We start from the raw sequence: 24,159 nt of genomic DNA, 5'->3' as shown, positions 1-24,159 counted from the left end.
ATGACCTCCGCGCACACCCATGCCCACCCGGTCGGCCGCCTCGTCGACGGCTACGACCCGGACGGCGAGGTCGAGCTCGAGGGGTACGCCGGCAGCCTGACGACGTACGGCCTGGTCCTCGCCGGCATCGCCGCGGCGGGCTCGGCGTCGGGCCACCACCTCGCCGAGCGCTACGACCTCGCCGACATCGCGCTCGGCGGCCTGGCGGTGCACAAGTTCACCCGGCTGGTGTCGCGGTCCTCGGTGGCGGCGCCGGTGCGGGCGCCGTTCACCCGGTTCGAGGGGGCCGCCGGCTCCGGGGAGCACGTGGAGAGCGCGCGGGAGGACGACGGCCGGCTGCGCGCCACGATCGGGAAGCTGATCACCTGCCCGTTCTGCCTCGGCGTGTGGGTCGGCACCGCCTACATCGCGGGCCTCAACCTCGCGCCGCGGCCCACCCGGGCCTGGGCGGCGCTGTTCGCGGTCACCGCGCTCTCCGACACCCTCCAGCACGCCTACTCGCGGCTGCGCGGCGACTGACCCGGCCCCTGACCGGCCGGGGGAGCCTGCTCAGCGGCCGGCGTCGTCCTCGGCGGCGGCCTTGAGCTTGGGCAGCGTGCCCTCGATGCCGCGGCGGTTCTTCTCCGGGATCCCGAGGCGGCGCAGCGCGGCCCGCCCGAGGCCGGGGTAGTACGTCGCGTCCCAGGTCTCGGTGACCCGGGTGCCCGGGGTGCCGGCCAGGTCGACCGGCTCGAGCTCGTAGCGCCAGCGGTGCGGGCCGAGGTGCTTCCAGGCGATGAGCCGGCCCTCCTCGAACTCCACGACCTTGTTGCGGATGCGGTAGGGCGCGCCCATCTTCATGCTCATCCCGAACGTCGAGCCCAGGCTGAGCCGCTCGGGCCCGGAGATCGACCCGCGCACGGTGCCGGAGCCGTCGATCCGGGGGTGCTGGCGCGGGTCGGCGAGGATCGCGAAGACCGCCTCGGGCGGTGCGGCGATCAGCTCGGTGGCGGAGACGCGCATGTCGGTGTCGTCGCTCATGGCCCGAACCTAGCGGGGCCGCCCCAGCCGGGTGGTTGGCGTGCGCGCGGGAGGCGCCGGTACGTTGTGCCCACCACGACTGTGGTCCCGGTCACAAGGCGCACCACCCCCGCGCCCGCCGGCCGGGGACCCTCGCCACCCGGCGACCGGGGATCCCGGGTGCCGGTGACCACGAAGGAGCGCGCCCGTGAGCCACACGTCCGGATTCGGCCCCGACCTCGCGGAGGTCTTCGGCCCCTCGCAACGAGACGGCGGGCCCGAGCTCGTCCAGCTGCTGACCCCCGAGGGCGAGCGGGTCCACGACCTCCCTCCCGAGTTCGAGCAGTTCGACCTGGACTTCTCCGCCGAGCAGCTGCGCGGGTTCTACCGCGACATGGTGCTGACCCGGCGGATCGACACCGAGGCCACCGCCCTCCAGCGCCACGGCGAGCTCGGCATCTGGGCCCAGCTGCTCGGCCAGGAGGCCGCGCAGATCGGCGCCGGCCGGGCGCTGCGCGACCAGGACCACGTCTTCCCGACCTACCGCGAGCACGGCGTCGCCTGGTGCCGCGGCCTGGACCCGCTGCGCCTGCTCGGCCTCTTCCGCGGTGTCGACCAGGGCTCGTGGGACCCCGAGGAGTTCCACTTCGGGCTCTACACGATCGTCATCGGCGCCCAGACCCTGCACGCCACCGGCTACGCGATGGGCATGCAGCGCGACGGCGTCGTCGGCACCGGCGACCCCGACCGGGACGCCGCGGTCCTCGCGCACTTCGGCGACGGCGCCTCCAGCCAGGGCGACGTGAACGAGGCGTTCATCTTCGCGGCGTCGTACAACGCCCCGGTCGTCTTCTTCTGCCAGAACAACCAGTGGGCCATCTCCGAGCCGATCGAGCGCCAGACGCGGATCCCGCTCTACCAGCGCGCGCTCGGGTTCGGCTTCCCCGGCGTGCGGGTCGACGGCAACGACGTGCTGGCGACGTACGCCGTGACCCAGGCGGCGCTGCAGCGGGCCCGGGAGGGCCAGGGCCCGACGCTGGTGGAGGCCTACACCTACCGGATGGGTGCCCACACGACCACCGACGACCCGACCCGCTACCGGCTCTCCGACGACCTGGAGCACTGGAAGCTCAAGGACCCGATCGCGCGGCTGGAGGTCTACCTCAAGCGCAACGGCCTGGCCGAGGGGTCTTTCTTCGGCGACCTCGCCGAGGAGGCCGACCAGCTCGGCGCGACGCTGCGCGAGGGCTGCAAGGCGATGCCCGACCCGCGGGCGCTGAGCATCTTCGACCACGTCTACGCCGAGATGACCGAGGAGCTCGCCGCCCAGCGCGACGGCTTCGCGGCCTACGCCGCCCAGTTCGACCACAACCAGTTCGACAACCAGTTCGACGCAGCGCACGGGGAGGCCTGAGATGACCGACACCCACACCGGCACCGGCACCCAGAAGGTCACCCTGGCGAAGGCCCTGAACATGGGCCTGCGCGCCGCGATGGAGGACGACGAGAAGGTCCTGGTCATGGGCGAGGACGTCGGCAAGCTCGGCGGCGTCTTCCGGATCACCGACGGCCTGCAGAAGGACTTCGGCGAGGACCGGGTCATCGACTCCCCGCTGGCGGAGTCCGGCATCGTCGGCACCGCGGTCGGCCTCGCGCTGCGCGGCTACCGGCCCGTGGTCGAGATCCAGTTCGACGGGTTCGTCTACCCCGCCTACGACCAGATCGTCTGCCAGGTCGCGAAGATGCACTTCCGCAGCCAGGGCCGCTCGCGGATGCCGATGGTCATCCGGATCCCGTTCGGCGGCGGCATCGGTGCGGTCGAGCACCACAGCGAGTCGCCCGAGGCGCAGTTCGCGCACACGCCGGGCCTCAAGGTGGTCGCCTGCTCCAACCCCGTCGACGGCTACTGGATGCTCCAGCAGGCCATCGCCTGCGACGACCCGGTGGTCTTCCTCGAGCCCAAGCGGCAGTACCACGCCGACAAGGCCGACCTCGACGTCGCGCTCACGCCCGACCCGCTGTTCTCCTCGCGGCTGGTGCGCCGCGGCACCGACGTCACGGTGCTCGCCTACGGCCCGACGGTGAAGACCGCGCTCAAGGCCGCCGAGGCCGCCTCGAACGAGGGCCGCTCGCTGGAGGTCATCGACCTGCGCACGCTCTCCCCGCTCGACATGGGCCCGGTGTACGAGTCGGTGCGCCGCACCGGCCGCGCGGTGGTGTGCCACGAGGCGCACGTCAACCTCGGCATGGGCGCGGAGCTCGCCGCCCGGATCACCGAGGAGTGCTTCTACTCCCTCGAGGCGCCGGTGCTGCGGGTGGGCGGGTTCGACACGCCGTACCCGCCCTCGCGCATCGAGGAGGACTTCCTGCCCGACCTCGACCGCGTCCTCGACGCCGTCGACCGCTCGCTCGCGATCTGAGGAGGACGCATGCCCGAGTACCTCCTGCCCGACGTCGGCGAGGGCCTGATCGAGGCCGAGATCGTCTCCTGGAAGGTCAAGGTCGGCGACACCGTCGACATCAACGACGTGGTGGTCGAGATCGAGACCGCCAAGTCCCTGGTCGAGCTGCCCTCGCCGTACGCCGGCACGGTCAGCGCCCTGCTCGTGGCCGAGGGGGAGACCGTCGCGGTCGGCACGCCGATCATCGCGATCGGCGCCCCCGGCGAGGCGCCCGCGCCCGCCCCCGCCGCGCCGATGGGCGGGGACATGGTCATCGACCTGTCCAACCCCGCGGCCAGCGGCGGCGGGGAGGGCGAGTCGCTGGTCGGCCGGAACAAGGCCGAGCGCGGCCCGATGCGCCGGCCCCGCAAGGGCTCGGCCTCGCCGTCGACCGAGGCGGCCGCGGCGACCCAGATGCAGGTGCAGGGCGCGTTCGCGCCCGGGGGCGCCCGGTCCGAGCCGGTCGTGGAGGCCGACGAGCCGGCCGTGCCGGCCACGACGGCCCCGCCGCTGCCGGTGCGCGAGCAGGTGCTGGCCAAGCCGCCGGTGCGCCGGCTCGCCAAGGACCTCGGGGTCGACCTGGCCTCGGTGACCCCCACCGGGCCGCACGGCACGGTCACCCGGGCCGACGTGGAGCAGGCCGCGAGCGGCGCCGCCGTGATCAAGCCCGTGGTCGAGCCGGAGCCCGCGGTCGCGATGCCGGCGGCGTACGCCGACCTCGGCCGGCCGGGCGTGCACCCGATGGCCGGCGCCCGCGAGACCCGCGAGCCGGTCAAGGGCGTGCGCCGGGCGATGGCGCAGGCGATGACGCAGTCGGCGTTCACCAGCCCGCACGTCACCGAGTGGGTGACCGTCGACGTGACCGCGACGATGCGCCTCGTCGAGCGCCTCCGGTCCTCCCGCGACCTGCGGGGGGTCAAGGTCAGCCCGCTGCTCGTGCTCGCCCGCGCCGCGATGCTGGCCATGCGGCGTACGCCGGAGATCAACTCCTGGTGGGACGAGGCCGCCCAGGAGGTCGTGCTCAAGGGCTACGTCAACCTCGGCATCGCCGCGGCCACCCCGCGCGGGCTGGTCGTGCCGAACATCAAGGACGCCGACGCGATGTCGCTGGTCGAGCTCGCCGGCGCGCTCGAGGAGCTCACCGACACCGCCCGCCAGGGCCGGACGCAGCCGGCGGAGATGAGCGGGGGGACGTTCACGATCACCAACGTGGGCGTCTTCGGCATCGACGCGGGCACGCCGATCATCAACCCCGGCGAGTCGGCGATCCTCTGCTTCGGCGCGATCGCGAAGCGGCCCTGGGTCGATGAGGAGACCGGCGAGATCGTCGCGCGCGACGTGACGACGCTGGCGCTCTCCTTCGACCACCGCCACATCGACGGGGAGAAGGGCTCGCGGTTCCTCGCCGACGTGGCCTCGATCCTGCGCGACCCGGCGAACGCGCTGCTGTTCTGACCCGCCCACCCGCCTCGTGATGCCCAGCGTGCGCCGGAGCGCACGCTGGGCATCACGCTGGCATCACGAGGGGGGCTACGGGGTAAGCGGAACCCGTGACCAAGGACGCGGAGGACGGGGGCTACCCCGAGGTCGGCGAGCGGCTCGGGCCGTACATGCTCGGCGCCCGGATCGGCTCGGGCGGGATGGGCTGGGTCTACGAGGCGCTCGACACCCGGCTGCACCGGCAGGTCGCGGTCAAGGTGATCGCGCCGCAGCTCGCGGGGGACGCGGGCTTCCGCGACCGGTTCGTGCGCGAGGCGCAGGCCCAGGCGTCCCTGGACTCCCCGCACGTGGTCCACGTCTACGACCACGGCGAGGTCGACGGCCGGCTCTACCTGGTCACCCAGCACATCCCCGACGGCGACCTGGCCGACGCGCTGCGCACCCACGGCGCGCCACCGCTGGAGGCGGCCGTCGACATCGTCGCCCAGGTCGCGGCGGGGCTCGCCGACGTCCACGCGGCCGGCTTCGTGCACCGCGACGTCAAGCCCTCCAACGTGCTGCTGCGCCGGCGCGAGGACGGCGTCACCGCCTACCTCGGCGACTTCGGCATCGTCCGCGAGGCCGACGCCGACCACACCGCGACCGCCGCCGGCACGGCCGGCACCCCGGACTTCATGGCCCCCGAGCTGCACACCGGCGCCAAGGCGAGCGCGCGCACCGACGTCTACTCCCTCGGCTGCCTGCTGTGGACCACGCTCACCGGGTCCCCGCCGTACTCCGGCGCCTCGGAGTGGGAGCTGGTGACCGCCCACCGCGAGCAGCCCGTGCCGCGGCTGCCCGGCGAGGGTCCCCTGGTCGAGGGGGTGAACCGGGTGCTGGCCACGGCGATGGCCAAGGACCCGGCCCAGCGGTACGCCGACGCGAGGCCGCTGCGCGAGGACCTGCGCGACCTGCTGCGGCTGCCGGCCGGCGGCCCGGTCGTGCCGGTCGACGCCGTCGACCCGCCCGCGGCCGCACCGCTGCCGCCCCCGCCGCACGCCCGGCGCCGGCTGGTCGCGCTGGTGGCCGCGATCCTCGTGCTCGCCGTGGTCGGCGTCGTGGCCTGGGCCCTGACCTGGGGCGAGGAGGACGACGAGGCGACCGGCGGTGCCCCGTCGCTGGACCGCGGACGGGCCGTCGCGAGCGTCGCCGCGGCGTTCGAGGAGCAGCTCGGGGAGGCCGCCGCCCGGTCGGGGATCGCGGTCTGCATGGCCGAGCACTGGGTCGACGGGACCGGCCTGTCCCAGCTGCGCGCCGACGGGTTCCTCACCGAGGACTCGACCTTCGTCGACCGGCCCTCCGCGGAGATGACCGACCAGATGCGCGCCGCCGTCGCCGCCGCGCTCACCGCCTGCGTCGGCGCCGCGGGCGACGGCTAGACGTAGCGGCGGGCGCGGTCCTCGGGGCTCCCGGGGCCGGACTCGAGCAGCGCCGCGAGCTCCTGCTCGAGCACGGCGCCGACCCGCCGGCAGAACGCCTCGGCCTCGTCGGCGGCGTCGGGCCGCTCCGCGACCACCCGGTCGACGATGCCGAGCCGGTGCAGGTCGAGGGCGCGCACCTGCTGCTTGCGGGCCATCTCCGGCGCGTGGTCGAGGTCGCGGTGCACGATCGCGCTCGCCCCCTCCGGCGGCAGCGGGGAGAGCCAGGCGTGCTGGGCGGCCAGCACCCGGTCGGCCGGCAGCAGCGCGAGCGCGCCGCCGCCGTTGCCCTCGCCGAGCATCAGGCACAGGGTCGGGGCGTCGAGGGTGACCAGGTCGGCCAGGCAGCGGGCGATCTCGCCGGCCAGGCCGCCGTTCTCGGCGTCGGCGGACAGCGCGGCGCCGCGGGTGTCGATCGCGGTCACCAGCGGCAGGCCGAGCTCGGAGGCGAGCCGCATGCCGCGGCGGGCCTCCCGCAGCGCCCCGGGCCCCAGCGGCTGCTCGGCGGTCTGCCCGCGGCGGTCCTGGCCGAGGAAGACGCACGGCGCCTCGCCGAACCGGACCAGCCCGATGAACATCCCCGGGTCCTGCTCGCCCTGGCCGGTGCCGTTGAGCGGGACGACGTCGCTGGCGGCGTACCGCAGCAGGCGGCGCACGCCGGGGCGGTCCGGGCGCCGGGAGCGGGTGACCGCGTCCCACGTCTCGACCTCGGGCGCGGAGCCCGGCTCGTCGTACGTCGCGTCCGCGTCGAGCGGGGTCGTCGTGAAGCCGTGGCGCGGGGAGAGGATGACGGTCAGCGCGCGGTCGAGGATCTCGGCGATGTCCTCGGGGGCGACGACGGCGTCGATGATGCCGTGGGCGTGGAGGTTCTCCGCGGTCTGCACGCCCTCGGGGAACGGCTTGCCGTAGAGCGCCTCGTAGACCCGCGGGCCGAGGAAGCCGAGCAGCGCGCCCGGCTCGCCGACCGTCACGTGCCCGAGCGAGCCCCACGAGGCCATGACCCCGCCGGTGGTGGGGTGGCGCAGGTAGACCAGGTAGGGCAGCTCGGCGGCCTTGTGCGCGGCGACCGCCTGGCTGATCCGCACCATCTGCACGAACGCCGGCGTGCCCTCCTGCATGCGGGTGCCGCCGCTGACCGGCGCCGCGAGCAGCGGCAGCCCCTCGGCCGTGGCGCGCTCGATGCCGGCGACGATGCGGTCCGCGCTGGCCCGCCCGATCGAGCCGGCGAGGAACCCGAACTCACCGACGATGACCGCGACGCGTCGCCCGCGCATCAGCCCCTCGCCGGTCAGCACCGACTCATCGACGCCGCTCTTCTCCTCGGCTCGCGCCAGCTCGGCGGCGTACTCCTCGGTGATCCCGGCCCGCTCGGGGCGGGTGTCCCAGGAGACCCACGAGCCCTCGTCGAGCACCAGGTCGATCAGCGTGGCAGCGTTCGGTCGAGCGTTCGGTCGGCCCATGCTGCGAACCTAACGGCTCGCGCCCGGCCTGCCGCCAGCGACCGTTGACGAAGCGGCCGGGGCGCGTGGGCAACCCCTGCCGAAGCCGCTAGGAGCGGGCCGGGGTGGTGGCGCCCATCAGCCACCGGTCGAAGAACGCCGAGAGCTCCAGCCCGGTCTCCGCCTCGACCCAGGCGAGGTACTCCTCGCGGTCGGCGGTGCCGTTGTCCCGCGAGGCCGGCCACGCGCGCACGAGCGCCCAGAAGTCCGCGTCGCTCCCCGACCGGGCCGCGAGCCGTCGGCGCAGCTCGTGCCACATGAGCATGGGGCCGTAGTAGATGTTCGACTCCCCGAAGGTCGCCGGGTCGTAGTCGCCCGGCGGGCCCGCCGTCGCCCGCTCCTCCGCCTCGCGCACGGCGTACTCCTCGAGCACCGTCTCGAGGTCGCCGCCGTCCTGCTCGACCTGCCAGAGGATCTGGAGGTACATCGCCATGCCCTCGTTCATCCACACGTCGCGCCAGTCCTCCGGCGTGACCTGGTTGCCGTACCAGTGGTGGGCCAGCTCGTGGACGATCACCGCGGCCGAGAGCGTGTAGTCGCTGATCCCGAGGGTGATCATGGTCTGGGTCTCCATGCCGCTGAGCGACTCCACGAGCACCGCGCCGGCGGTGTCGTAGGGGTAGGGGCCCAGCCGCTCCTCGAGCCACGCCAGCTCGCGGGCCATCGTCGTCGCGCCGGAGCCGAGCCGCGGCTGGTCGCGCGGCACCCACCACGTCACCGGCACGCCGCTCGCCGAGGTCGCCTCGGCGCTGGTGTAGTCGCCGGTGGCCAGGGTGACCAGGTAGGAGGCGGCCGGCTCGGCCAGGTGCCACCGGGTGACCGTGCGGCCCTCGCGCTCCTCGCGGGAGACCAGCTCCCCGTTGCTGATGCCGGTCCACGGGCTCGGCACGCTGACCGTGACGTCGTAGAGCGCCTTGTCGGAGGGGTGGTCGTTGACGGCGTACCAGGTGTAGGCGCCGTAGGGCTCCTGCATCGTCCAGGTCCAGCCGTCGGCGGTGGTCGTCCACCCGGTCGTGCTGAAGTCGCCGCGGGTGGTCGGTGCCGCGGCCGGCCGCGGGGTGCCGGAGTAGGAGACGACCACCTCGTAGCGCTCGTCGGCCACGACGTCCTGGCGCAGGTAGAGGTCCTTGCCGGCGTGGCGGAAGTCGACCTTCTCGCCGTCGACGCTCACCGAGCGCACGGTCAGCGCGGGGGAGAGGTCGAGCTGGACGGTGTCGTCGTCCGCGGTGGCGCGCAGCAGGACCCGCTCGAGCCCGTCGAGGACGCGGGTCTCGGGGTCCCAGTCGAGGGAGAGGTCGTAGTGCAGCGCGTCGACGCCGGGGTCGCCGACGTCGGGGTAGACCGAGTCCTCCCGCGGCTCGTTGACGGCCTCCTCGAGCGCGTCGGGCGCGGGCTGCTCGGTGGGGGCGGGGTGGGCGACCGGCGCGCGGGTCGCCGCCGCGGCCGAGGGGGCCGGGTCCGGCGGAGGCGGCTCGGTGTCGGTGTCGGTGCAGCCGGCGAGCGGCAGCAGCGCGAGGGCGAGCAGGGCCGGGACCAGCCGGGCGGGACGCCTGGTGCGGGTCACGCGTCACCGCGCAGCAGCGGCCGGACCAGCTTGCGGCCGTGGTGGATCTGCGCCTTGACGGTGCCGGTCGGCGCGCCGAGCAGCGCGGCGATCTCCTCGTAGGGCAGCCCGTAGACGTCGCGCAGCAGCAGCGGCTCGACCATCTGCGGGTGCTCGCGCTCGAGGGTCTCCATCGCCTCGAGCAGGTCGAGCCGGGTGCCGGCGATGACCGAGGTGGTGCGCGGGTCGGGCCGCTCGGCGGGCAGCACGTCGCTGGCGAAGGCCTGGTTCTTCAGCCGGCGGTACGTCGACCGGGCGCTGTTGAGCGCCACGACGTGCAGCCACGTGGTGAACCGGCCGCGGCCGCCCCACGACCCGATCTTGCCGGCGACGTTCAGCAGGGCCTCCTGGCAGGCGTCCTCGGCGTCGGCGGAGTGCGGCAGCACCCCGCGGCAGACGCTGAGCGCCCGTGGGCGGACCGCCGCGAGCAGGTCCTCCAACGCGTCGCGGTCGCCGGCCTGCGCGCGCCGCGCGAGGTCGTCGATCTCGTCGGCGGTCGGTGCCTGCGCGTCCTCGCTGCCCGGGCTCGTCGTCATGTCGGATGTCCTCCCCTGTGGGCTGCAACATAATGCCGGGGTGTCTTCCCCCACGCGTCTCGGTCGCTACGTCGTGCGCCGGCGTCTCGGCTCGGGCGGGTTCGCGACGGTGTGGCTGGCCTACGACGAGCAGCTCGACAGCCCGGTCGCGATCAAGGTGCTGGCCGACAACTGGACCGAGGACGCGCACGTCCGCGGCCGGTTCGTCGAGGAGGGCCGCTACCTGCGGCGGGTGGAGTCGCCCCACGTCGTCGGTGTCTACGACGCCGGCGAGCTCGACGACGGCCGGCCCTACCTGGTCATGGCCTACGCCGACCAGGGCACGCTCGCCGACCGGCTCGAGGCAGACGCGGCTGCCGGTGCCGAGGTCGGCCCCGAGGTCGGCCCCGAGGTCGGCCCCGCCGGGCTCACGCTGCCCCAGGCGGTGGAGGTGCTGCGCCAGGTGGGCGCCGGGCTGACCGCGCTGCACGGCCGCGGCATCCTGCACCGCGACGTCAAGCCCGCGAACGTGCTCTTCCGCACCGTCGAGGGCACGGTCCGCGCGATGCTCGGCGACCTCGGGCTCGGCAAGGCGCTCGACATGTCCTCGCGGCTGACGATGGTCGCGGGCACGCCGACCTTCGTGGCGCCCGAGCAGGCGCAGGCCGAGCCGCTGGACGCGCGCGCGGACCAGTACTCCCTCGGGGCGCTGGCCTACCTGCTGCTGTCCGGCCGGGCGCCGTACACCCACACCACGCTGGGCGCGGCCGCCGCCCCGGCCCCGCCGCCGCCGCTCTCGACCCCCGAGCGGCCCTTCCCGGACGCCACCGACGCGGTCGTCCGGCGCGCGCTGGCCGTGGACCGCGAGGACCGGTTCCCCGACGTGGCGTCCTTCGTCGAGGCGCTGGAGGCGACGCTCGACTGCGACGCGACCGCGCCGGCGCCGTGGCTGCCGGTCGACCCCGGCCCGACCCGGCCGGAGCCGCGGCCGACCCCCGCGTCCGCGCCCGCGCCCGCGTCCGCGCCCGCGCCGCTCCCCGCCCCGGCGGTGCGGGGCCGGTGGCTCCTCGCCTGCGGGCTCGCGGTGGCCGCGCTCGTGGCGGGCGGCATGGGCGGCTACCTGTGGCAGCAGGAGCGCGACGCGGAGGTCCGGCTCAGCGACGAGCAGGGCAGCCTGAGCGTGGCCGTGCCGCGCGACTGGGAGCGGGCCGTGGCGGTCGCCGGCTGGACGCCGCCGAACGGTGACGACGCGACGTACCCCGCCCTCTCGGCCGGCACCGTCGAGGGCTGGACCGAGCCGGGCACGAGCGCCGAGGGCGTCTTCCTCGGGCTGCTGCCGGGCACCGAGCTGCCCACGACGCTGCCGCGGCACCCGGAGTGTGCGGAGGCGCAGGAGCCGGTCACCCAGACCGCGGGCGACCCCTCGCGGACCGTCGTGCACACCGGCTGCCCCGGCGGCGTCGTGGTCGAGCGGGTGGTGCAGGTCGCGGGCAACCGGCTGCTGTGGGTGCAGGTGCGCAGCCTCGCCCGCGCCACCGCCAACCGGGTGCTCGACAGCGTGGAGACCCACGGCATCTGAGATCCGCCGAAGTGGCACTCCTGCAGGGTCGAGGTGGCACTCCTGCACGGTCGAAGTGGCACTCCTGCAGGGTCGAGGTGGCACTCCTGCAGGGTCGAGGTGGCAGTCAGGACGTGGCGGCGCGCCGGACGATCCGCTCGACGAGGTCGGCCATGCCGAGCAGGTCGCGCTCGCGGCCCACGACCGCGACGGTGGCGTAGGCCGTGCGGCCGTCGAAGGAGAGGAACCGCTCCATCGCCACCCGCCGGTGGTCGTCGGTCACGTACGTCGCGGTGAACCCGTCCTCGTCCTGGGTCTCGATGACGAGCTCCTGGACGTCGGAGGCGCCGGAGAGGGCGGAGAGGCGCTCGCGCAGGGCGGCCTCGCGGGTCTGGAAGCCGGTGACGAGCCGGACGCGCAGGAAGTAGGCGTTCTTGTCCGGCTGCCCGGGCGGGAACCACTTCCACTCGCCGAGCAGCGAGTCGCTGCGCCGCCACCCGGCGGGCACCGGCAGCCGCAGCCCGAACGGCGGGATCCCGACCTGCGCCCGCTGGAGCCGGACCCCCGTCTTCAGCCCGGGGGTGTCCGGGTCGGCCTTGACCGGTAGCGGCGGGTCGACGGGGTACGACGGCGAGACGGCCGGCAGCGGCACCGCGCTCGCGACCGTCCGCGGCTCCTCCTCGAGCGCGCCGGCCAGCACCGCGCCGCCGGCGACCCCGAGCACCGCGGCGCACGCGACCACGGCCGCGAGGACCGTGCCCCCGGGTCGTCGCCTGCTCATGGCGCCCGAGGGTAGACGGCATCGGGCCCGGGGTTACGTTCTGCGCATGACGAGCCTGCTGCTCCGCAACGCCCGCCGGGTGCCCCTGCGCGCCGGTGACCTCGCCGATCAAGGGGCTGATCGAGCGGCCGACCCGGTCGACGTGCTCGTCGAGGACGGCACCGTCACCGCGGTCGGCCCCGGGCTCCACCGCCCCGAGGGGGTCGAGGAGATCGACGCCGCCGGGCGCTGGCTGACGCCGGGCCTGTGGGACCAGCACGTGCACATGGGCCAGTGGACGCTGAGCTCCCAGCGGCTCGACCTGAGCGGCGCCCGCACGCCCGAGGACGTCACCAGCTTGGTCGCCGCGCGGGTCGCCGAGCAGCCCGGTGCGCCGGTCATCGGCTGGGGCCACCGCTCCGGCACGTGGGACCGGGAGGTCACCGTCTCCGAGCTCGACGCGGTCTCCGGCCAGACCCCCGTGGTGCTCATCAGCGGCGACGGCCACCACGCCTGGCTCAACACGACCGCGCTGCTGCGGCTCGCGATGCCGGTGCGCGACTCGGTGGTCCGCGAGACCGAGTGGTTCGCGGCCTACCCCCGCCTCGTCACCCTCGTCGGCAACGACGGCACCTCGCCGGCCGCCTACCGCCGCTCGCTGGAGACCGCGGCCGCGCTCGGCGTGGTCGGCATCGTCGACTACGAGTTCGGTCGCGGGCCGCTGGACTGGGTCGAGCGGTGGAACGAGGGCGCCGGCCTGCTCCACGTGCGGGCCGCGTCGTACGTCGAGACCTTCGACGAGGTCCTCGACGCCGGCCTGCGCACCGGCGACCCGCTGCCCGGCGGCGGCCCGCGGCTGACGATGGGCTCGCTGAAGATCATCAGCGACGGGTCGCTCAACACCCGCACCGCGTGGTGCTGCGAGCCGTACGGCGACGCCCACCGCCTGGAGTACCCCGCCGGCCAGCCCAACCTCTCCGGCGCCGAGCTGCGCGAGCACCTCGCCCGCGCCCGGGCGGCCGGCGTCGAGGTCGCCACCCACGCGATCGGCGACGCCGCGGTGGCCGAGGCGCTGGCGTCGTACGCCGACACCAGCGCGCGGGGCTCGATCGAGCACGCGCAGATGGTCGGCCGCGACGACGTACGCCGGATGGCCGAGCTCGGGATCCGCGCCAGTGTGCAGCCGGCGCACCTCCTCGACGACCGCGACCTCACCGAGAAGATCTGGGGCGATCGGTCGGCCCGGTGCTTCGCGTTCCGCTGGATGCTCGACGACGGCGTGGAGCTCGCCCTCGGCTCCGACGCCCCGGTCTCGCCGCTCGACCCGTGGCTGGCGATCGCCGCGGCGGTCCACCGCAGCGCCGACGACCGCGACCCGTGGCACGCCGAGCAGGCGCTCACCGCCCAGGAGGCGCTCGCCGCCTCCGTCGACGGCCAGCCCACCGTCGGCGTCGGCTCCCGCGGCGACCTCGTCCTCCTCGACGCCGACCCGCTGGCCGAGCACCCCACCACCGCCGAGGCCGGCGCCGCGCTGCGCTCGATGCCGGTCGCCCTCACCGTCGTCGACGGCGCCGTCGTCCACTGGGGGCTCTGACGCCTCGGCTCGGCCCTGTAGGAGTGCCACCTCGACCCTGCAGGAGTGCCACCTCGACGGGGTGGGGGTCAGCGGTCGGCGAGCTGCTCGAGGACGAGCCCGGCGACGGCCTCCTGCCCGACCTTGAGCGGGTGGTAGGCCAGTGCGGTGGCGGCGCTGGTGACGCGGCCGTTGATCCAGGGGTCCTCGGAGCAGACGTCGTGGCCGTCGCTGGCGGCGTAGGTGTCGACGTAGGCCACGTCGGCGCGCTTCGCGGCGCGCTCCTGGACGTCGGCGAGCAGCTCGGCCATCGTCGCCGCGAACGGGACGTCGCCGGTGGCGAGTGGCAGCAGGTCCGGGCAGGTCGCGTCGCCGGGCACGATCTCGGGGTAGCCGACGACCACCACCTCGGCGCGCGGCGCCCGCTGGCGCACCCCCTCGACGACGGCGACGAGCCGCTCGCCGACGGTGCGGATGTTCTTCCGCAGCTCGGCGACGCCCTCGGCCCCGAGCTCGGAGCGGCACGGCGCGCCGTCGGGGTCGCGCTGGGCGGCCTGCACGCAGGAGCCGGTGAGGAGGCTGTAGATGTCGAAGTCGTTGCCGCCGATCCCGATGGTCACCAGCCGGGTGTCCGGGCCGAGCGCGTCGAACTGCGGCGGCACGACGCCGCCCTGGAGCACCCGCTGGGCGCCGACGAGGGCGCTGGTGTCGGCGCCGGTGCAGCTGACGTCGGTGAGCTCGGCGCCGAGGGCCTCGGCGACCTGGGCGGGGTAGTTCTGCGCCGAGCGCAGGCACTGCTGGTCGGCGGTCGGCCCGGCGAGCGGGGCGGCGGTGAAGGAGTCGCCGATCGCGACGTACGTCGGGTAGCGGCCGGGCTCGGGGGTGGACGCCGGGTCGGGGCCGTCGGACCCCGGCAGGGTCGCGGACGGGCTGACCGCCCGGGCGTCGGGCTCGTCGCGGGTGCCGGGGTCATCGGCGGAGCAGCCGGTGAGCAGGGAGCCGGCCAGGACGCCCGCCAGCAGGGACGTCAGCAGGATGGTCGGGGCGGTCCGCCTGCGGCGGGCCGTCGTCGGGAGGTTCACAGCATCTCCTGCAACGCGTCGGCCACCGCCTGCTCGCAGCCGGCGGAGGGGTGGAGCTCGAGCGCTGCTTGGTCGTCGGTGTGCTGCCCGGTGACCCAGGGGCCCTCCGAGCAGATGTCGTGTCCCTCGCTCAGTGCCCGGTCGCCGGGGGAAGTCCACGCCCGCGTGCGGACAAGCTACGGGCGGGACGGACGCTCGCGTCCGCCCCGCCCGCGGGAGGTGACCCGGTCAGGCCCGGTCGGGCCGGGTCAGGCCGAGTCAGGCCGGATCCGGCCGGCCCTCAGAGGTCGACCGGCCGCAGGACGCGGTCGATGGCGTGGGCGACCTGCTTGTTGCCCTTGTTGATGTCGAGCACGACGACGCGCGGGTTGCGGTCGTCCTTGTCGGCGTCGAGGAGCGTGACCTTGCCCTTGATGACGTGGACCTTGATCGAGCCGCCCTGGGCGGTCGCGACCTTCTGGCCCTCGGCGGCGAGGACCTTGTCGGAGGTCAGCGTCTTGCCCGCCACGACGTGGTAGAGCAGCACGGTCTCGATGGTGTCGACGCCGAGCTTGGCGACCTGCTTGAGCGTCTTGGCCTCGGTCTTCGGGGCGAAGCCCTTGAGGTCCTGGACCAGCAGCTGGAAGGCGCGGTCGGTCGGGACGAAGGCGGTGGCCCGCTTGTTGCCCTGGGTCAGCAGGCCGACCGGGCTGTCCGGCTTGGCGCCGAGAACGGCGAGCACGGCGGCCTCGGTGAGGTCGAAGTCGCTCCAGTTCTTGTCCAGCTTCGTGCCGTCGGCGCCGAGGACGGCGGCCAGGCTCTTGTTGCCGGCCTTCGCGGCGGGCTCGGCGGGCTCGGCGGCCTGGGCGGGCGCGACGGCGCCGGCGAGGACGGTCGAGGCGGCCAGGGCGGTGACGGCGGCGGTGGCGATGCGGTGCTTCATGGTTCTCCCTCTCCTGGTGGTCAGATCCTGGTGATCGAACGGAACTGCGAGAGGCGTTCGATCCCGGATGGCCGCCGGATTGGATGAATCTTGGATCAGTGATCGGGTACCTCATGGGGTTCCGCGACCCCGAGCGCGAGGGTGAGGCCGAGCACCGTGCGCGGGTCCTCGAGCCGGTCGCCGTACAGCTCGCGCAGCTGGCCGAGGCGGTAGCGCACGGTCTGGGGGTGGACGAACAGGTCGGCGGCGACGTCCTCGCGGCGCCCCTGGTGCAGCAGCCAGGAGCGCAGCGTCTCGGTGAGCTTCTCCGCGGCCGCGGGGCGCAGGTCCGCCAGCGGCGCCAGCGCCTGGGAGCGCAGGTCGGCGAGGGCCTCGGGGTCGGCGGTGAGCACGAGCGCGGGCAGGTGCTCCTCGGTGTCGCCCTCGAGACCGAGCGCGTGCGCGCGGCGGGCCCGGGCGTACGACGTCCGCGCCTCCAGCCACGGACGGGCCGGCCCGGCCACCGCCCCGCGGCCGCGCAGCGAGTGCAGCAGCGCCGACCGGCTGCGCCCATGGGCGTCGGGCACGAGCAGCACGCCGAGCTCGTCCATCCCGGCGAGGTCGCCGGCCTCGAGGGTCGCCGCCGGCACCACGCCGAGCACCGGGCGGGCCTGGGAGCGCGGCACCAGCACGGCGGTCAGCGTGGTCGGCGGCGTCCAGTCCGCGCGCTCGGCGGCCTCGAGCACGACCTCCTCGGCCGAGCCGTCCAGCAGGGCCCGCGCGAGCCGCTCCAGCTGCCGGGCGCGCACGCGGCCGGTGCTGGCCAGCTCGTCCTCGTGCCCGGCGACGCTCGCGGCGGAGAGCTCGTCGATGTAGGCGAAGACCAGCTCGGCGAAGGCCGCCAGGGTGCTCCCGTCGACGCCGGCGTCGACCGCGCGGCCGGCCATCTCGCGCCAGGAGACGCGGGCGCCGATCCGGTACGCCGCGAGCAGGGCGTCGGTGGTCCGCTGGCTGCGCGCCTCGCCGCGGCCGAGCTGGTAGGCCCCCTCCATCGCCGGCGCGGGGGTCCGCAGGGCGACGCCGCGGCGGCCGGACGCGAGGGTGAGGAAGCCGCCGAGGGCGAGCTGCACGGCGTTGCGGATGGTCTCGCCCATCGAGCCCTCGAAGGCGGCGACGTAGCTGGGTACCTCCTCGACGATCGCCCGCACGACGTTCTCGGCGACGGCCGGCAGGTCCTCGCGCATGGCGGCGACGACCTCCGGCAGGAGGTGCAGGGCGGGGGTGGGGAGCTGGCGGGGTTCGCGGCGTACCACCGGGCCTCCTCCTAGATAGTTGTCACCTGCGAACAACGAAGTACATGCGGTTCACGTCACTCGGACAGGACTTTAGCCCTCGTATCTAGGAGAGTGGGTGCATGAGCATCACTGCCGACCCGACCGTCCCCGTCCGTGGGCGATCGCTCCGTGGTGTCCTGCGCCGGGTCGCGGAGTCCGCGGTCACCCCGCTGGAGCTCGACGACGTCCTCGACGTCTTCCACCCGCTGCGCGCGGGCGCCGAGCTGCGCGGCCGGATCGTCCAGGTCCTGCCCGAGACGCCCGAGTCCGCCACGATCGTGCTCAAGCCCGGTCGCGACTGGGCCGGTCACGTGCCGGGCCAGTACGTCCGCGTCGGGGTCGACGTGGAGGGCGTGCGCCTGTGGCGCACCTACTCCCTGACCCACGGCCCGCGCCCCGACGGCTGCATCAGCATCACCGTCAAGGCGATCCCGGGCGGCGTGGTGAGCAACCACCTCGTCCACCGCGCGCGCAAGGGGCAGATGCTCCAGCTGGCCCAGGCCGAGGGCGAGTTCGTCCTGCCGCAGCCGCTCCCGGCCAAGCTGCTGCTCGTCACCGGCGGCTCCGGCATCACCCCGGTCATCGGCATGCTGCGCAACCTGCACTCCAAGGCCACCGCGCCCGCCACCGACATCGTCCTGGTGCACGTCAACGCCAGCGAGGGCTCGGCGATCTTCCGCGCCGAGCTCCGGGCGCTCGCCGCCGCCGAGCGGATCCGGCTCGTCGAGCGCTTCGACGACCAGCACGGCCTGCTCGACGTCGCCGTGCTCGCCGACCTCGTGCCCGACCTGGACGAGCGGCTCACCTACGCCTGCGGCCCGGCCGGCCTCCTCGACGCGCTCGAGGAGCACCACACCGCCCGCGGCCTGGAGCTGACCACCGAGCGGTTCCGGCCGGTGCTGGTCGAGGCCGGCGACGGCGAGGGCGGCGGCACCGTCACCCTGACCGGCGCGGCCGGCTCCGGCGCGACCCTCGAGGTCGACGGCGCCACCCCGATCCTCGACGCCGCCGAGCAGGCCGGCGTCCTCATGCCGAGCGGGTGCCGGATGGGCATCTGCATGGCCTGCGTCCTGCCGATGCGCGAGGGCGCCGTGCGCGACCTGCGCAACGGCGCGATCACCGTCGCCGTCCCCGGCGAGACCGGCCCCCAGGGCGTGCCCATCCAGACCTGTGTCAGCACCGCCGCCGGCGCGTGCTCGATCGACCACTGACCAGCGCTCCGACGACCGCACCGACCGAAGGAGATCTCCTCATGACCGCGATCACCCGCAAGCCCGAGAACCCCACGGCCCACCTCACGCCGGAGGACATCGAGCAGCTCGGCGCCGAGCTCGACGCGATCCGCCAGGAGGTCATCGACAGCCGCGGCGACCGCGACGCGGCGTACATCCGTCGGATCGTCGACGTCCAGCGCAAGCTCGAGCTCGGCTCCCGCGCCGTCCTGCTCGTCAGCGTGCTGCCCCCGGCGTGGATCGCCGGCACGATCGGCCTCTCGGTCGCCAAGATCCTCGAGAACATGGAGATCGGGCACAACGTCATGCACGGCCAGTGGGACTGGATGCGTGACCCGAAGATCCACTCCACCACCTGGGAGTGGGACAACGCCTCGACCGCGGAGGGCTGGAAGCACTCGCACAACGAGGTCCACCACACCTACACGAACATCGTGGGCAAGGACAACGACCTCGGCTGGGGCATCATGCGCATGGACGAGGACCAGCGCTGGCACCCGATGTACCTCGCGCAGCCGCTGCTGAACTTCGTCAACGCCTGCTTCTTCGAGTACGGCATCGCGGCCTACGACCTCGAGCTCGGCAAGAACCTGCGCATCCCCAAGGAGAAGCGCAGCGAGACGTTCAAGAAGAACGCCAAGAACACGTTGCGCAAGATCCGCAAGCAGGCCACCAAGGACTACGTGGTCAACCCGGCGCTGGCGATCCCCACCGGCTCCTTCGTGCCGACCCTCGCGGCCAACTTCGTCGCCAACCTGGTGCGCAACCTGTGGTCGCACTCGGTGATCATGTGCGGTCACTTCCCCGAGGGCGTGGAGACCTTCGAGAAGGCCGCGCTGCCGGAGAAGGAGACGCGCGGTGAGTGGTACCTGCGCCAGATGCTCGGCTCGGCCAACATCTCCGGCTCCAAGGCCATGCACCTGATGACCGGCAACCTCTCCCACCAGATCGAGCACCACCTCTTCCCCGACCTGCCCTCGAACCGCTACGCCGAGGTCGCGCCGAAGGTCAAGGCGCTGTTCGACAAGTACGAGCTCAACTACCACGAGGCGCCCTTCCCGCAGCAGGTCGCCAGCGCCTGGCACAAGGTCGTCCGGCTCTCGCTGCCGAACGGCTGGCTGGCCACCACCACGCCGACCAACGCCCCGCAGCAGCTCGCACTGCTGTGGAAGATGGCGACCGGCGACCGCCGGACCCGCCGCGCCGCGCAGGCCCGGCTCGACCAGCTCGCCCGTCGTCAGAGCGGCGAGCGCACCGAGGTCGCCGCCGCGGCCTGATCCCGCTCCTGCTCGGTCACCAGGGCCGTCTGCACCGCACGGTGCAGGCGGCCCTGCTGCGTGGTCATCAGCACGACGGCGAGCACGCTCGCGCCGACCGTGACGCCGAAGGCCGCGGTCGCCCCGTCGGCGTCGGCGAGCCGGCCCGCGAGGCTGGAGCCGAGCGCGTAGCCCAGCCCGGTCGCGCTGGCCAGCGTCGTCATCGCCGCGCCGACGCGGGCGGGCGGGACGACCCGCTCGGCGAGGGAGAAGATCCCGATCATGTAGGGCGCCACCGCGCAGCCGAGCACCAGCACGGTCGCGGTCGCCCCGAGCAGGGAGTCGACGAGCAGCAGCGGCAGGGAGAGCACGAGCAGCGCCGAGGCGGCGACCAGCGAGCGGCGCTCGTGCCCGATGCGCGCGGGGAGGTACGCCGTCGCGATGCCCGCCACCGCGCTGCCGACGCCCAGCGTGGCGTGGACCAGGCCGGCCGCGCCGGGTCGCCCGGCGTCGTTCGCGAGCACGGTCGCGCCGGTCTGGGTGGCGCCGAAGAGCATGCCGATCGAGACCTGCGCCAGCGCGAGCACGACGAAGACCGCGGTGACCAGCCGCCCGGTCGGCAGCGGCACCGAGCCGCGGCGGGTGAGTGCGGCGGAGGGGTCGAGGGCGAAGGCCGTGCCGAAGACCGCCAGCAGCCCGGCCGCGACCAGCAGCGCGCCGCCGGGGGAGACCAGGGCGACGGTGAGGCCGACGAGGGCCGGGCCGATGGCGAAGGACGCCTCGTCGGCCGCGCCCTCGTAGGAGAACGCCGCGTCGACGAGTCGCCGCTGCAGCGGCCCCGTCCCGCGGGTGAGCGGGCGCCAGCGGACCCGCGCGAGCGGGCCGACCTGCGGCAGCACCAGCCCGGTCAGCGCCGCGGTGAGCACGACCAGCGCGTCGGCCGCCCCGGCCTGCACGACGGCGACGAGCGCGGCCAGGCCGACGGCGCCGGCGAGGGACTGGGCCAGGACGACCGGCCGTTGGCCGGTGCGGTCGGCCACTGCGCCGGCGACCGGGGCCCCGGCGGCGTTGGCGACCGCGAGCGCGCCGGCGCTCAGGCCGCCGAGGCCGTAGCTGCCGGTGGCGGTGGAGACGAGCAGGAGGGTGCCGAGCTGGCTCATGGCCAGGGGGAGTCGGCCGAGGAACGCCACGACGACGTAGGCGGGGCCGGCGATCTCGAGGAGTCGACGGTAGGAGGCGAGGGGGGTCACGCTGCAGGGGCCTTTCGGGTACGGCGGATCGGCGCGCGCCGTACCCACCTCCGAGAACGCGCAGAACCCTGTGCGGCGCAGATTCTACGACCGCTCCGCGGCGCTCCCGGAATCCTCAGGAGGGCGCTGCGGTGGACCCTCGGACCACCAGGGTCAGCGGGAGCTGGACCGAGCGGGCCGGCCGAGCCGGCTCGGCGATGGCGTCGAGGAGCAGCCGCGCCGCCTCCGCGCCGATCAGCTGGTGGGGGACCGCCACCGTGGTGAGCGGTGGACGGAGCTTGTCCAGGAACGGCATGTCGTTGAAGCCGACGACGCTGAGATCGGTCGGGCAGTCGAACCCGCGCTCGGTGGACACGTCGTAGCACCCGAGGGCGATCAGGTCGTTGCCCGCGACCACGGCCGTGAAGTCCGCGCCGCGGTCGAGCAGGGTGCGCAGGGCGCCGGCACCGGCGTCCTCGGTCCAGGAGTCGCAGCCGATGACCAGAGCGGGGTCGTCGTCGAGGCCGCGGTCGCGGATCGCGCTGCGGAACGCCCGGGCCCGCACCAGTCCGGTCGAGGTGCTCAGGGGACCGGCGAGGTGGGCGATGCGCCGGTGTCCGAGGGCCGCGAGGTGGTCGACGGCGAGCTCGATGCCCGTGGCGTCGTCCGGGGTGATCGAGGGGACGTCGACCCCGTCGGGCCGCCGATTGACCATCACCATCGGCACCCCCTCGCGGTGCAGCTGGGCGAGCAGTGGGTGGTCGAGCCGCGCGGTCGCCACGATCAGGCCCTCGACCTGCCGCGAGCGCAGGGACTCGATCTGCTGGCGCTCGCGGTTCGGGTCGTTGTCGGTGTTGACGATCAGGCCGCTGTAGCCCGCCGGCTCCAGCACGTCCTCGATGCCCCGCACGATGGGAGGGAAGAGGGGGTTCGTCAGGTCGGGGATGACCAGCCCGACCGTGCCGGACTTGGCGGTCTTCAGGCTCCGGGCGATCGGGTTGGGCCGGTAGCCCAGCGACTCCGCGACCTTGATCACCCGCCGCGCCGTGTCGGCGTTGACCAGCCCGCGGGTCCCGGGGTTCAACGCGCGGGAGGCCGTGGCCGGATGAACGCCCGCCGCCTCGGCCACGTCCCGGAGCGTCGGGGTCTGCACAGGGGGCATCCTAGGCCGCTGCGACGGGGGTCCGGTGCCAGCGGTGTCGTTGCCACCCGGCCGCCAGCCCCAGGGGGATGGCGAGGGTGGCGTAGGCCGCGTAGATCAGCGAGTAGCGCCCGGCGTCCGCGAGGCCCCCGACCACGACGGCGGCGAGGGCGTTGCCGACGAACAGCGACCCGGCGAAGAACGAGATGACCGTTGCGCGCGCTGCGGGGAGCAGCTCGGTAGCCCAGGTCTGCAAGGAGGAGTGCATCGAGGTCCACGCCAAGCCCAGCAGGAGGGCCACCGCGATGGCCATCGGCGGCTCCTGGGAGACCGCCAGCAGGCCACACCCCAGGACCGCTGCGCTGGCGCCCAGCGCGATCAGGCGCGAAGGGTGCCAGGTGGCGGCCAGCCGGCCCACGAGGCGCGCTCCGAGGAAGACCGCGATGCCGTAGACCGCGGTGACCGCGCCGGCGACGGCTGCGGTGGCGCCGGCGTTCTCGACCGCGGGCGGGAGCAGAGTGAGCCCGCCGAGCAGCACGGCACCCTCCACGAAGGCGAAGAGCAGGACCAGGAGGGCCACGGGCGAGCGCGCCAGCGTCCCGACCGCCTCGCGGGCCGAGCCCGGGCGCATGGTCGCGTCGGGCTCGGGCAGCCGGTGCAGCGTCCAGGCGAGCGCGACGGAGGCGGTGCCGGTGATCAGGAACGCCACCCGCCACGAGGCCAGGTCGGCGAGCAGGCCTGCCCCCAGCGATGCCAGGGCGGTGCCGGTGGCCACGCCGACCATCAGCCCGGCGATGGCCCGCTGCCGCTCCGCGATCGCGACCGTGTCGCCGACATAGATCAGCGTCGAGGGGTACGCCGCCCCGAAGAAGCCGCCCGCCAGCCCGCGGGCGACGGCGAGCGAGAGCGGCGACCACGCGCCCGCGGACATCAGGGCGAGCAGCCCCGCGACCAGGAGGGTCAGCCGCATCGTGCGCACGCGGCCGAGACGGTCGGAGACCATCCCCCAGAACGGCTGGCACAGCCCGTAGACGAGGAAGTAGGCCCCGGCTGCCTGGACCACCTCGCTCAGGGGGGCGTCCAGGTCGTGCGCGATCGCCACCAGCATCGGCGGCATGGCGAACCGGTCCAGCGTGCTCACGAAGGTCGTGGCCTGCAGTCGTCGGAGCTGGTTGCTCACCCGTGCACCAGGCCGGAGTCCGGGTCGAGGGCGCGATCCAGCACGTCGCCACCCTCCGGGGCGGGGCTGGGCAGGTAGGTGGTGCGCAGCCGCACCAGCGTCTCGAGCGCCCCGCGGTCGACGACCCCCTCCCGCACCAGGCCGCCGCGGGGGTCGCGCAGGCCGTCGACGTACCGCTGGGCTAGCTCGTCGTCGAGGGCGAGGCGACGGGCGGCCGACGCCGCTGCCTGCGGCCCGAGGCCGCCGTCGAGGATCTCCCCGGCCGTCGCGACCAGGGCGGTAGCCAGGTCCTCCGCGACGTCGATGCGCTCGGTCCCAGCCACCGCGAGCACCGTCCCGAGGTACGGCGAGAGATGGTCGGCCACCGCGGCCAGGCGCACGCAGCCCTGCTGCTCGGCGACCAGCTCGTTGCCCGCGTTCAGCATCGTGGCGGTGCACTCCCCGGCCAGCAGGGCCTCCAGGCGTCGGGGCGTGGATCCGAGCGTGACCAGGTCGTACTGCTCACGGGTCAGGCCGAGCGACTCCGCGAGAGCGTAGAGCGCCAGCGCGAACCCGGAGGTGGCGACGTCGACGCCGACCGGTGCGCGAACAAGGTCGGCCGGGGTGGTGCCGGGGAGTGCGTAGAGGCCGAGCCCCAGTCCGCGGTCGATCGCGGCGAGGATCCGCACGTCGGCGAGCTCGCCGAGCGGGTTGCCGGGGTCGAACCGGTAGGCCAGGACGTTGTCGGGGCTGGTCAGCGCGGCGTCGAGGTCGCCGGCCAGGAGCGAGCGGAACTGGGCGGGAGAGGAGGTGACGGCCACCTCCGAGACGTCGAGGTCGCGCTCGGCGAGGGCGCCGGTGGCGCGGGCGACCTCGAGCAGGACTGACGGCGTGAAGGAGCCGACCACGATGCGTCTCACGGGCCGCACGGTAGCCGATTGTGCAGTCGATTGCAGCACGCTTCGCTCGAAGATCGGCGC

Annotated in this window: 21 protein-coding genes; 9 read left to right on the top strand and 12 right to left on the bottom strand. The window is 74.5% G+C overall.

Annotated elements, in window-relative coordinates; genetic code table 11:
• The gene (locus HPC71_RS19865) at positions 1-519 is read left to right on the top strand and encodes a DUF1360 domain-containing protein (protein ID WP_154612501.1); all 519 of its coding nucleotides are present in this window, start codon (positions 1-3) and stop codon (positions 517-519) included.
• Positions 520-549: 30 nt separating this feature from the next.
• Here the strand turns inward: HPC71_RS19865 and HPC71_RS19860 are convergent, their stop codons facing one another.
• Positions 550-1,020, bottom strand: coding sequence for an SRPBCC family protein (locus tag HPC71_RS19860; protein WP_230084543.1), 471 nt, complete (start codon positions 1,018-1,020; stop codon positions 550-552).
• Between the two features lie 187 nt (positions 1,021-1,207).
• Here HPC71_RS19860 and pdhA point away from each other — a divergent pair, with 187 nt between their 5' ends.
• The 4 genes from pdhA to HPC71_RS19840 all read left to right on the top strand — a co-directional run bounded on the left by pdhA (position 1,208) and on the right by HPC71_RS19840 (position 6,298).
• Positions 1,208-2,413 carry a pyruvate dehydrogenase (acetyl-transferring) E1 component subunit alpha gene (pdhA, locus tag HPC71_RS19855; protein ID WP_171897096.1) on the top strand — a complete coding sequence of 402 codons (1,206 nt, stop codon included), beginning with the start codon at positions 1,208-1,210 and terminating at the stop codon, positions 2,411-2,413.
• Position 2,414: 1 nt separating this feature from the next.
• A complete protein-coding gene (locus tag HPC71_RS19850) occupies positions 2,415-3,419 on the top strand; it encodes an alpha-ketoacid dehydrogenase subunit beta (protein WP_154616577.1) in 1,005 nt (334 codons plus the stop codon).
• 9 nt (positions 3,420-3,428) lie between these two features.
• Positions 3,429-4,895, top strand: coding sequence for a dihydrolipoamide acetyltransferase family protein (locus HPC71_RS19845; protein WP_154616578.1), 1,467 nt, complete (start codon positions 3,429-3,431; stop codon positions 4,893-4,895).
• 95 nt (positions 4,896-4,990) lie between these two features.
• On the top strand, positions 4,991-6,298 hold the full coding sequence (locus tag HPC71_RS19840; protein ID WP_154616579.1) for a serine/threonine-protein kinase: 1,308 nt from the start codon (positions 4,991-4,993) through the stop codon (positions 6,296-6,298).
• Here HPC71_RS19840 and HPC71_RS19835 read toward each other — a convergent pair.
• The 3 genes from HPC71_RS19835 to HPC71_RS19825 form a co-directional block, all read right to left on the bottom strand.
• Positions 6,295-7,797 (bottom strand): carboxyl transferase domain-containing protein, encoded by a 1,503-nt coding sequence (locus HPC71_RS19835; protein WP_154612505.1) that lies wholly within the window; start codon positions 7,795-7,797, stop codon positions 6,295-6,297. The two genes, HPC71_RS19840 and HPC71_RS19835, sit on opposite strands and share 4 nt — an antisense overlap.
• Before the next feature lie 88 nt (positions 7,798-7,885).
• Entirely contained in the window at positions 7,886-9,400 is a 1,515-nt protein-coding gene (locus HPC71_RS19830) for a M1 family metallopeptidase (protein ID WP_154616580.1), read from the bottom strand.
• Positions 9,397-9,975, bottom strand: a complete 579-nt coding sequence (locus HPC71_RS19825; RefSeq protein ID WP_154612507.1) for an RNA polymerase sigma factor — start codon at positions 9,973-9,975, stop codon at positions 9,397-9,399. The genes HPC71_RS19830 and HPC71_RS19825 overlap by 4 nt, the downstream gene beginning before the upstream one ends.
• A 40-nt stretch (positions 9,976-10,015) precedes the next feature.
• Here HPC71_RS19825 and HPC71_RS19820 point away from each other — a divergent pair, with 40 nt between their 5' ends.
• Complete coding sequence (locus tag HPC71_RS19820) at positions 10,016-11,533, top strand: serine/threonine-protein kinase (RefSeq protein WP_216656484.1); 1,518 nt, start codon at positions 10,016-10,018, stop codon at positions 11,531-11,533.
• Between the two features lie 106 nt (positions 11,534-11,639).
• Here HPC71_RS19820 and HPC71_RS19815 read toward each other — a convergent pair whose 3' ends face one another.
• Complete coding sequence (locus tag HPC71_RS19815; protein WP_154612509.1) at positions 11,640-12,293, bottom strand: hypothetical protein; 654 nt, start codon at positions 12,291-12,293, stop codon at positions 11,640-11,642.
• A 46-nt stretch (positions 12,294-12,339) separates the two neighbouring features.
• Here HPC71_RS19815 and HPC71_RS19810 point away from each other — a divergent pair, with 46 nt between their 5' ends.
• The gene (locus HPC71_RS19810; protein ID WP_154612510.1) at positions 12,340-13,866 is read left to right on the top strand and encodes an amidohydrolase; all 1,527 of its coding nucleotides are present in this window, start codon (positions 12,340-12,342) and stop codon (positions 13,864-13,866) included.
• A 68-nt stretch (positions 13,867-13,934) separates the two neighbouring features.
• On the opposite strand, the gene HPC71_RS19805 is transcribed toward HPC71_RS19810, so the two are convergent.
• From HPC71_RS19805 to HPC71_RS19795, 3 genes are all read right to left on the bottom strand, one after another.
• Positions 13,935-14,927 (bottom strand): SGNH/GDSL hydrolase family protein, encoded by a 993-nt coding sequence (locus HPC71_RS19805; protein ID WP_171897095.1) that lies wholly within the window; start codon positions 14,925-14,927, stop codon positions 13,935-13,937.
• Between the two features lie 280 nt (positions 14,928-15,207).
• Positions 15,208-15,849, bottom strand: coding sequence for a fasciclin domain-containing protein (locus HPC71_RS19800; protein WP_154612512.1), 642 nt, complete (start codon positions 15,847-15,849; stop codon positions 15,208-15,210).
• 95 nt (positions 15,850-15,944) lie between these two features.
• Positions 15,945-17,141, bottom strand: a complete 1,197-nt coding sequence (locus HPC71_RS19795; protein ID WP_253943811.1) for a PucR family transcriptional regulator — start codon at positions 17,139-17,141, stop codon at positions 15,945-15,947.
• 101 nt (positions 17,142-17,242) lie between these two features.
• On the opposite strand from HPC71_RS19795, the gene HPC71_RS19790 reads away from it, so the two are divergent.
• Positions 17,243-18,373: a ferredoxin reductase gene (locus HPC71_RS19790; protein WP_154612513.1), complete on the top strand. Its 1,131-nt coding sequence runs from the start codon at positions 17,243-17,245 to the stop codon at positions 18,371-18,373.
• A gap of 41 nt (positions 18,374-18,414) precedes the next feature.
• Complete coding sequence (locus tag HPC71_RS19785) at positions 18,415-19,671, top strand: fatty acid desaturase family protein (protein ID WP_154612514.1); 1,257 nt, start codon at positions 18,415-18,417, stop codon at positions 19,669-19,671.
• Here HPC71_RS19785 and HPC71_RS19780 read toward each other — a convergent pair.
• The 4 genes from HPC71_RS19780 to HPC71_RS19765 form a co-directional block, all read right to left on the bottom strand.
• On the bottom strand, positions 19,632-20,900 hold the full coding sequence (locus tag HPC71_RS19780; protein WP_171897094.1) for an MFS transporter: 1,269 nt from the start codon (positions 20,898-20,900) through the stop codon (positions 19,632-19,634). The genes HPC71_RS19785 and HPC71_RS19780 overlap by 40 nt on opposite strands.
• A 115-nt stretch (positions 20,901-21,015) precedes the next feature.
• Positions 21,016-22,032 (bottom strand): LacI family DNA-binding transcriptional regulator, encoded by a 1,017-nt coding sequence (locus HPC71_RS19775; RefSeq protein WP_253943810.1) that lies wholly within the window; start codon positions 22,030-22,032, stop codon positions 21,016-21,018.
• 10 nt (positions 22,033-22,042) lie between these two features.
• Positions 22,043-23,200 carry an MFS transporter gene (locus tag HPC71_RS19770; RefSeq protein ID WP_171897093.1) on the bottom strand — a complete coding sequence of 386 codons (1,158 nt, stop codon included), beginning with the start codon at positions 23,198-23,200 and terminating at the stop codon, positions 22,043-22,045.
• Positions 23,197-24,099 carry an ABC transporter substrate-binding protein gene (locus HPC71_RS19765; RefSeq protein WP_154612516.1) on the bottom strand — a complete coding sequence of 301 codons (903 nt, stop codon included), beginning with the start codon at positions 24,097-24,099 and terminating at the stop codon, positions 23,197-23,199. Before HPC71_RS19765 ends, HPC71_RS19770 begins: the two co-directional genes overlap by 4 nt.
• Positions 24,100-24,159: the final 60 nt, after the last annotated feature.

It is taken from the genome of Nocardioides marmotae (assembly GCF_013177455.1).
GTDB classification, from domain to species: Bacteria; Actinomycetota; Actinomycetes; order Propionibacteriales; family Nocardioidaceae; genus Nocardioides; species Nocardioides marmotae.
This window is presented reverse-complemented; position numbering and strand designations above follow the sequence as displayed.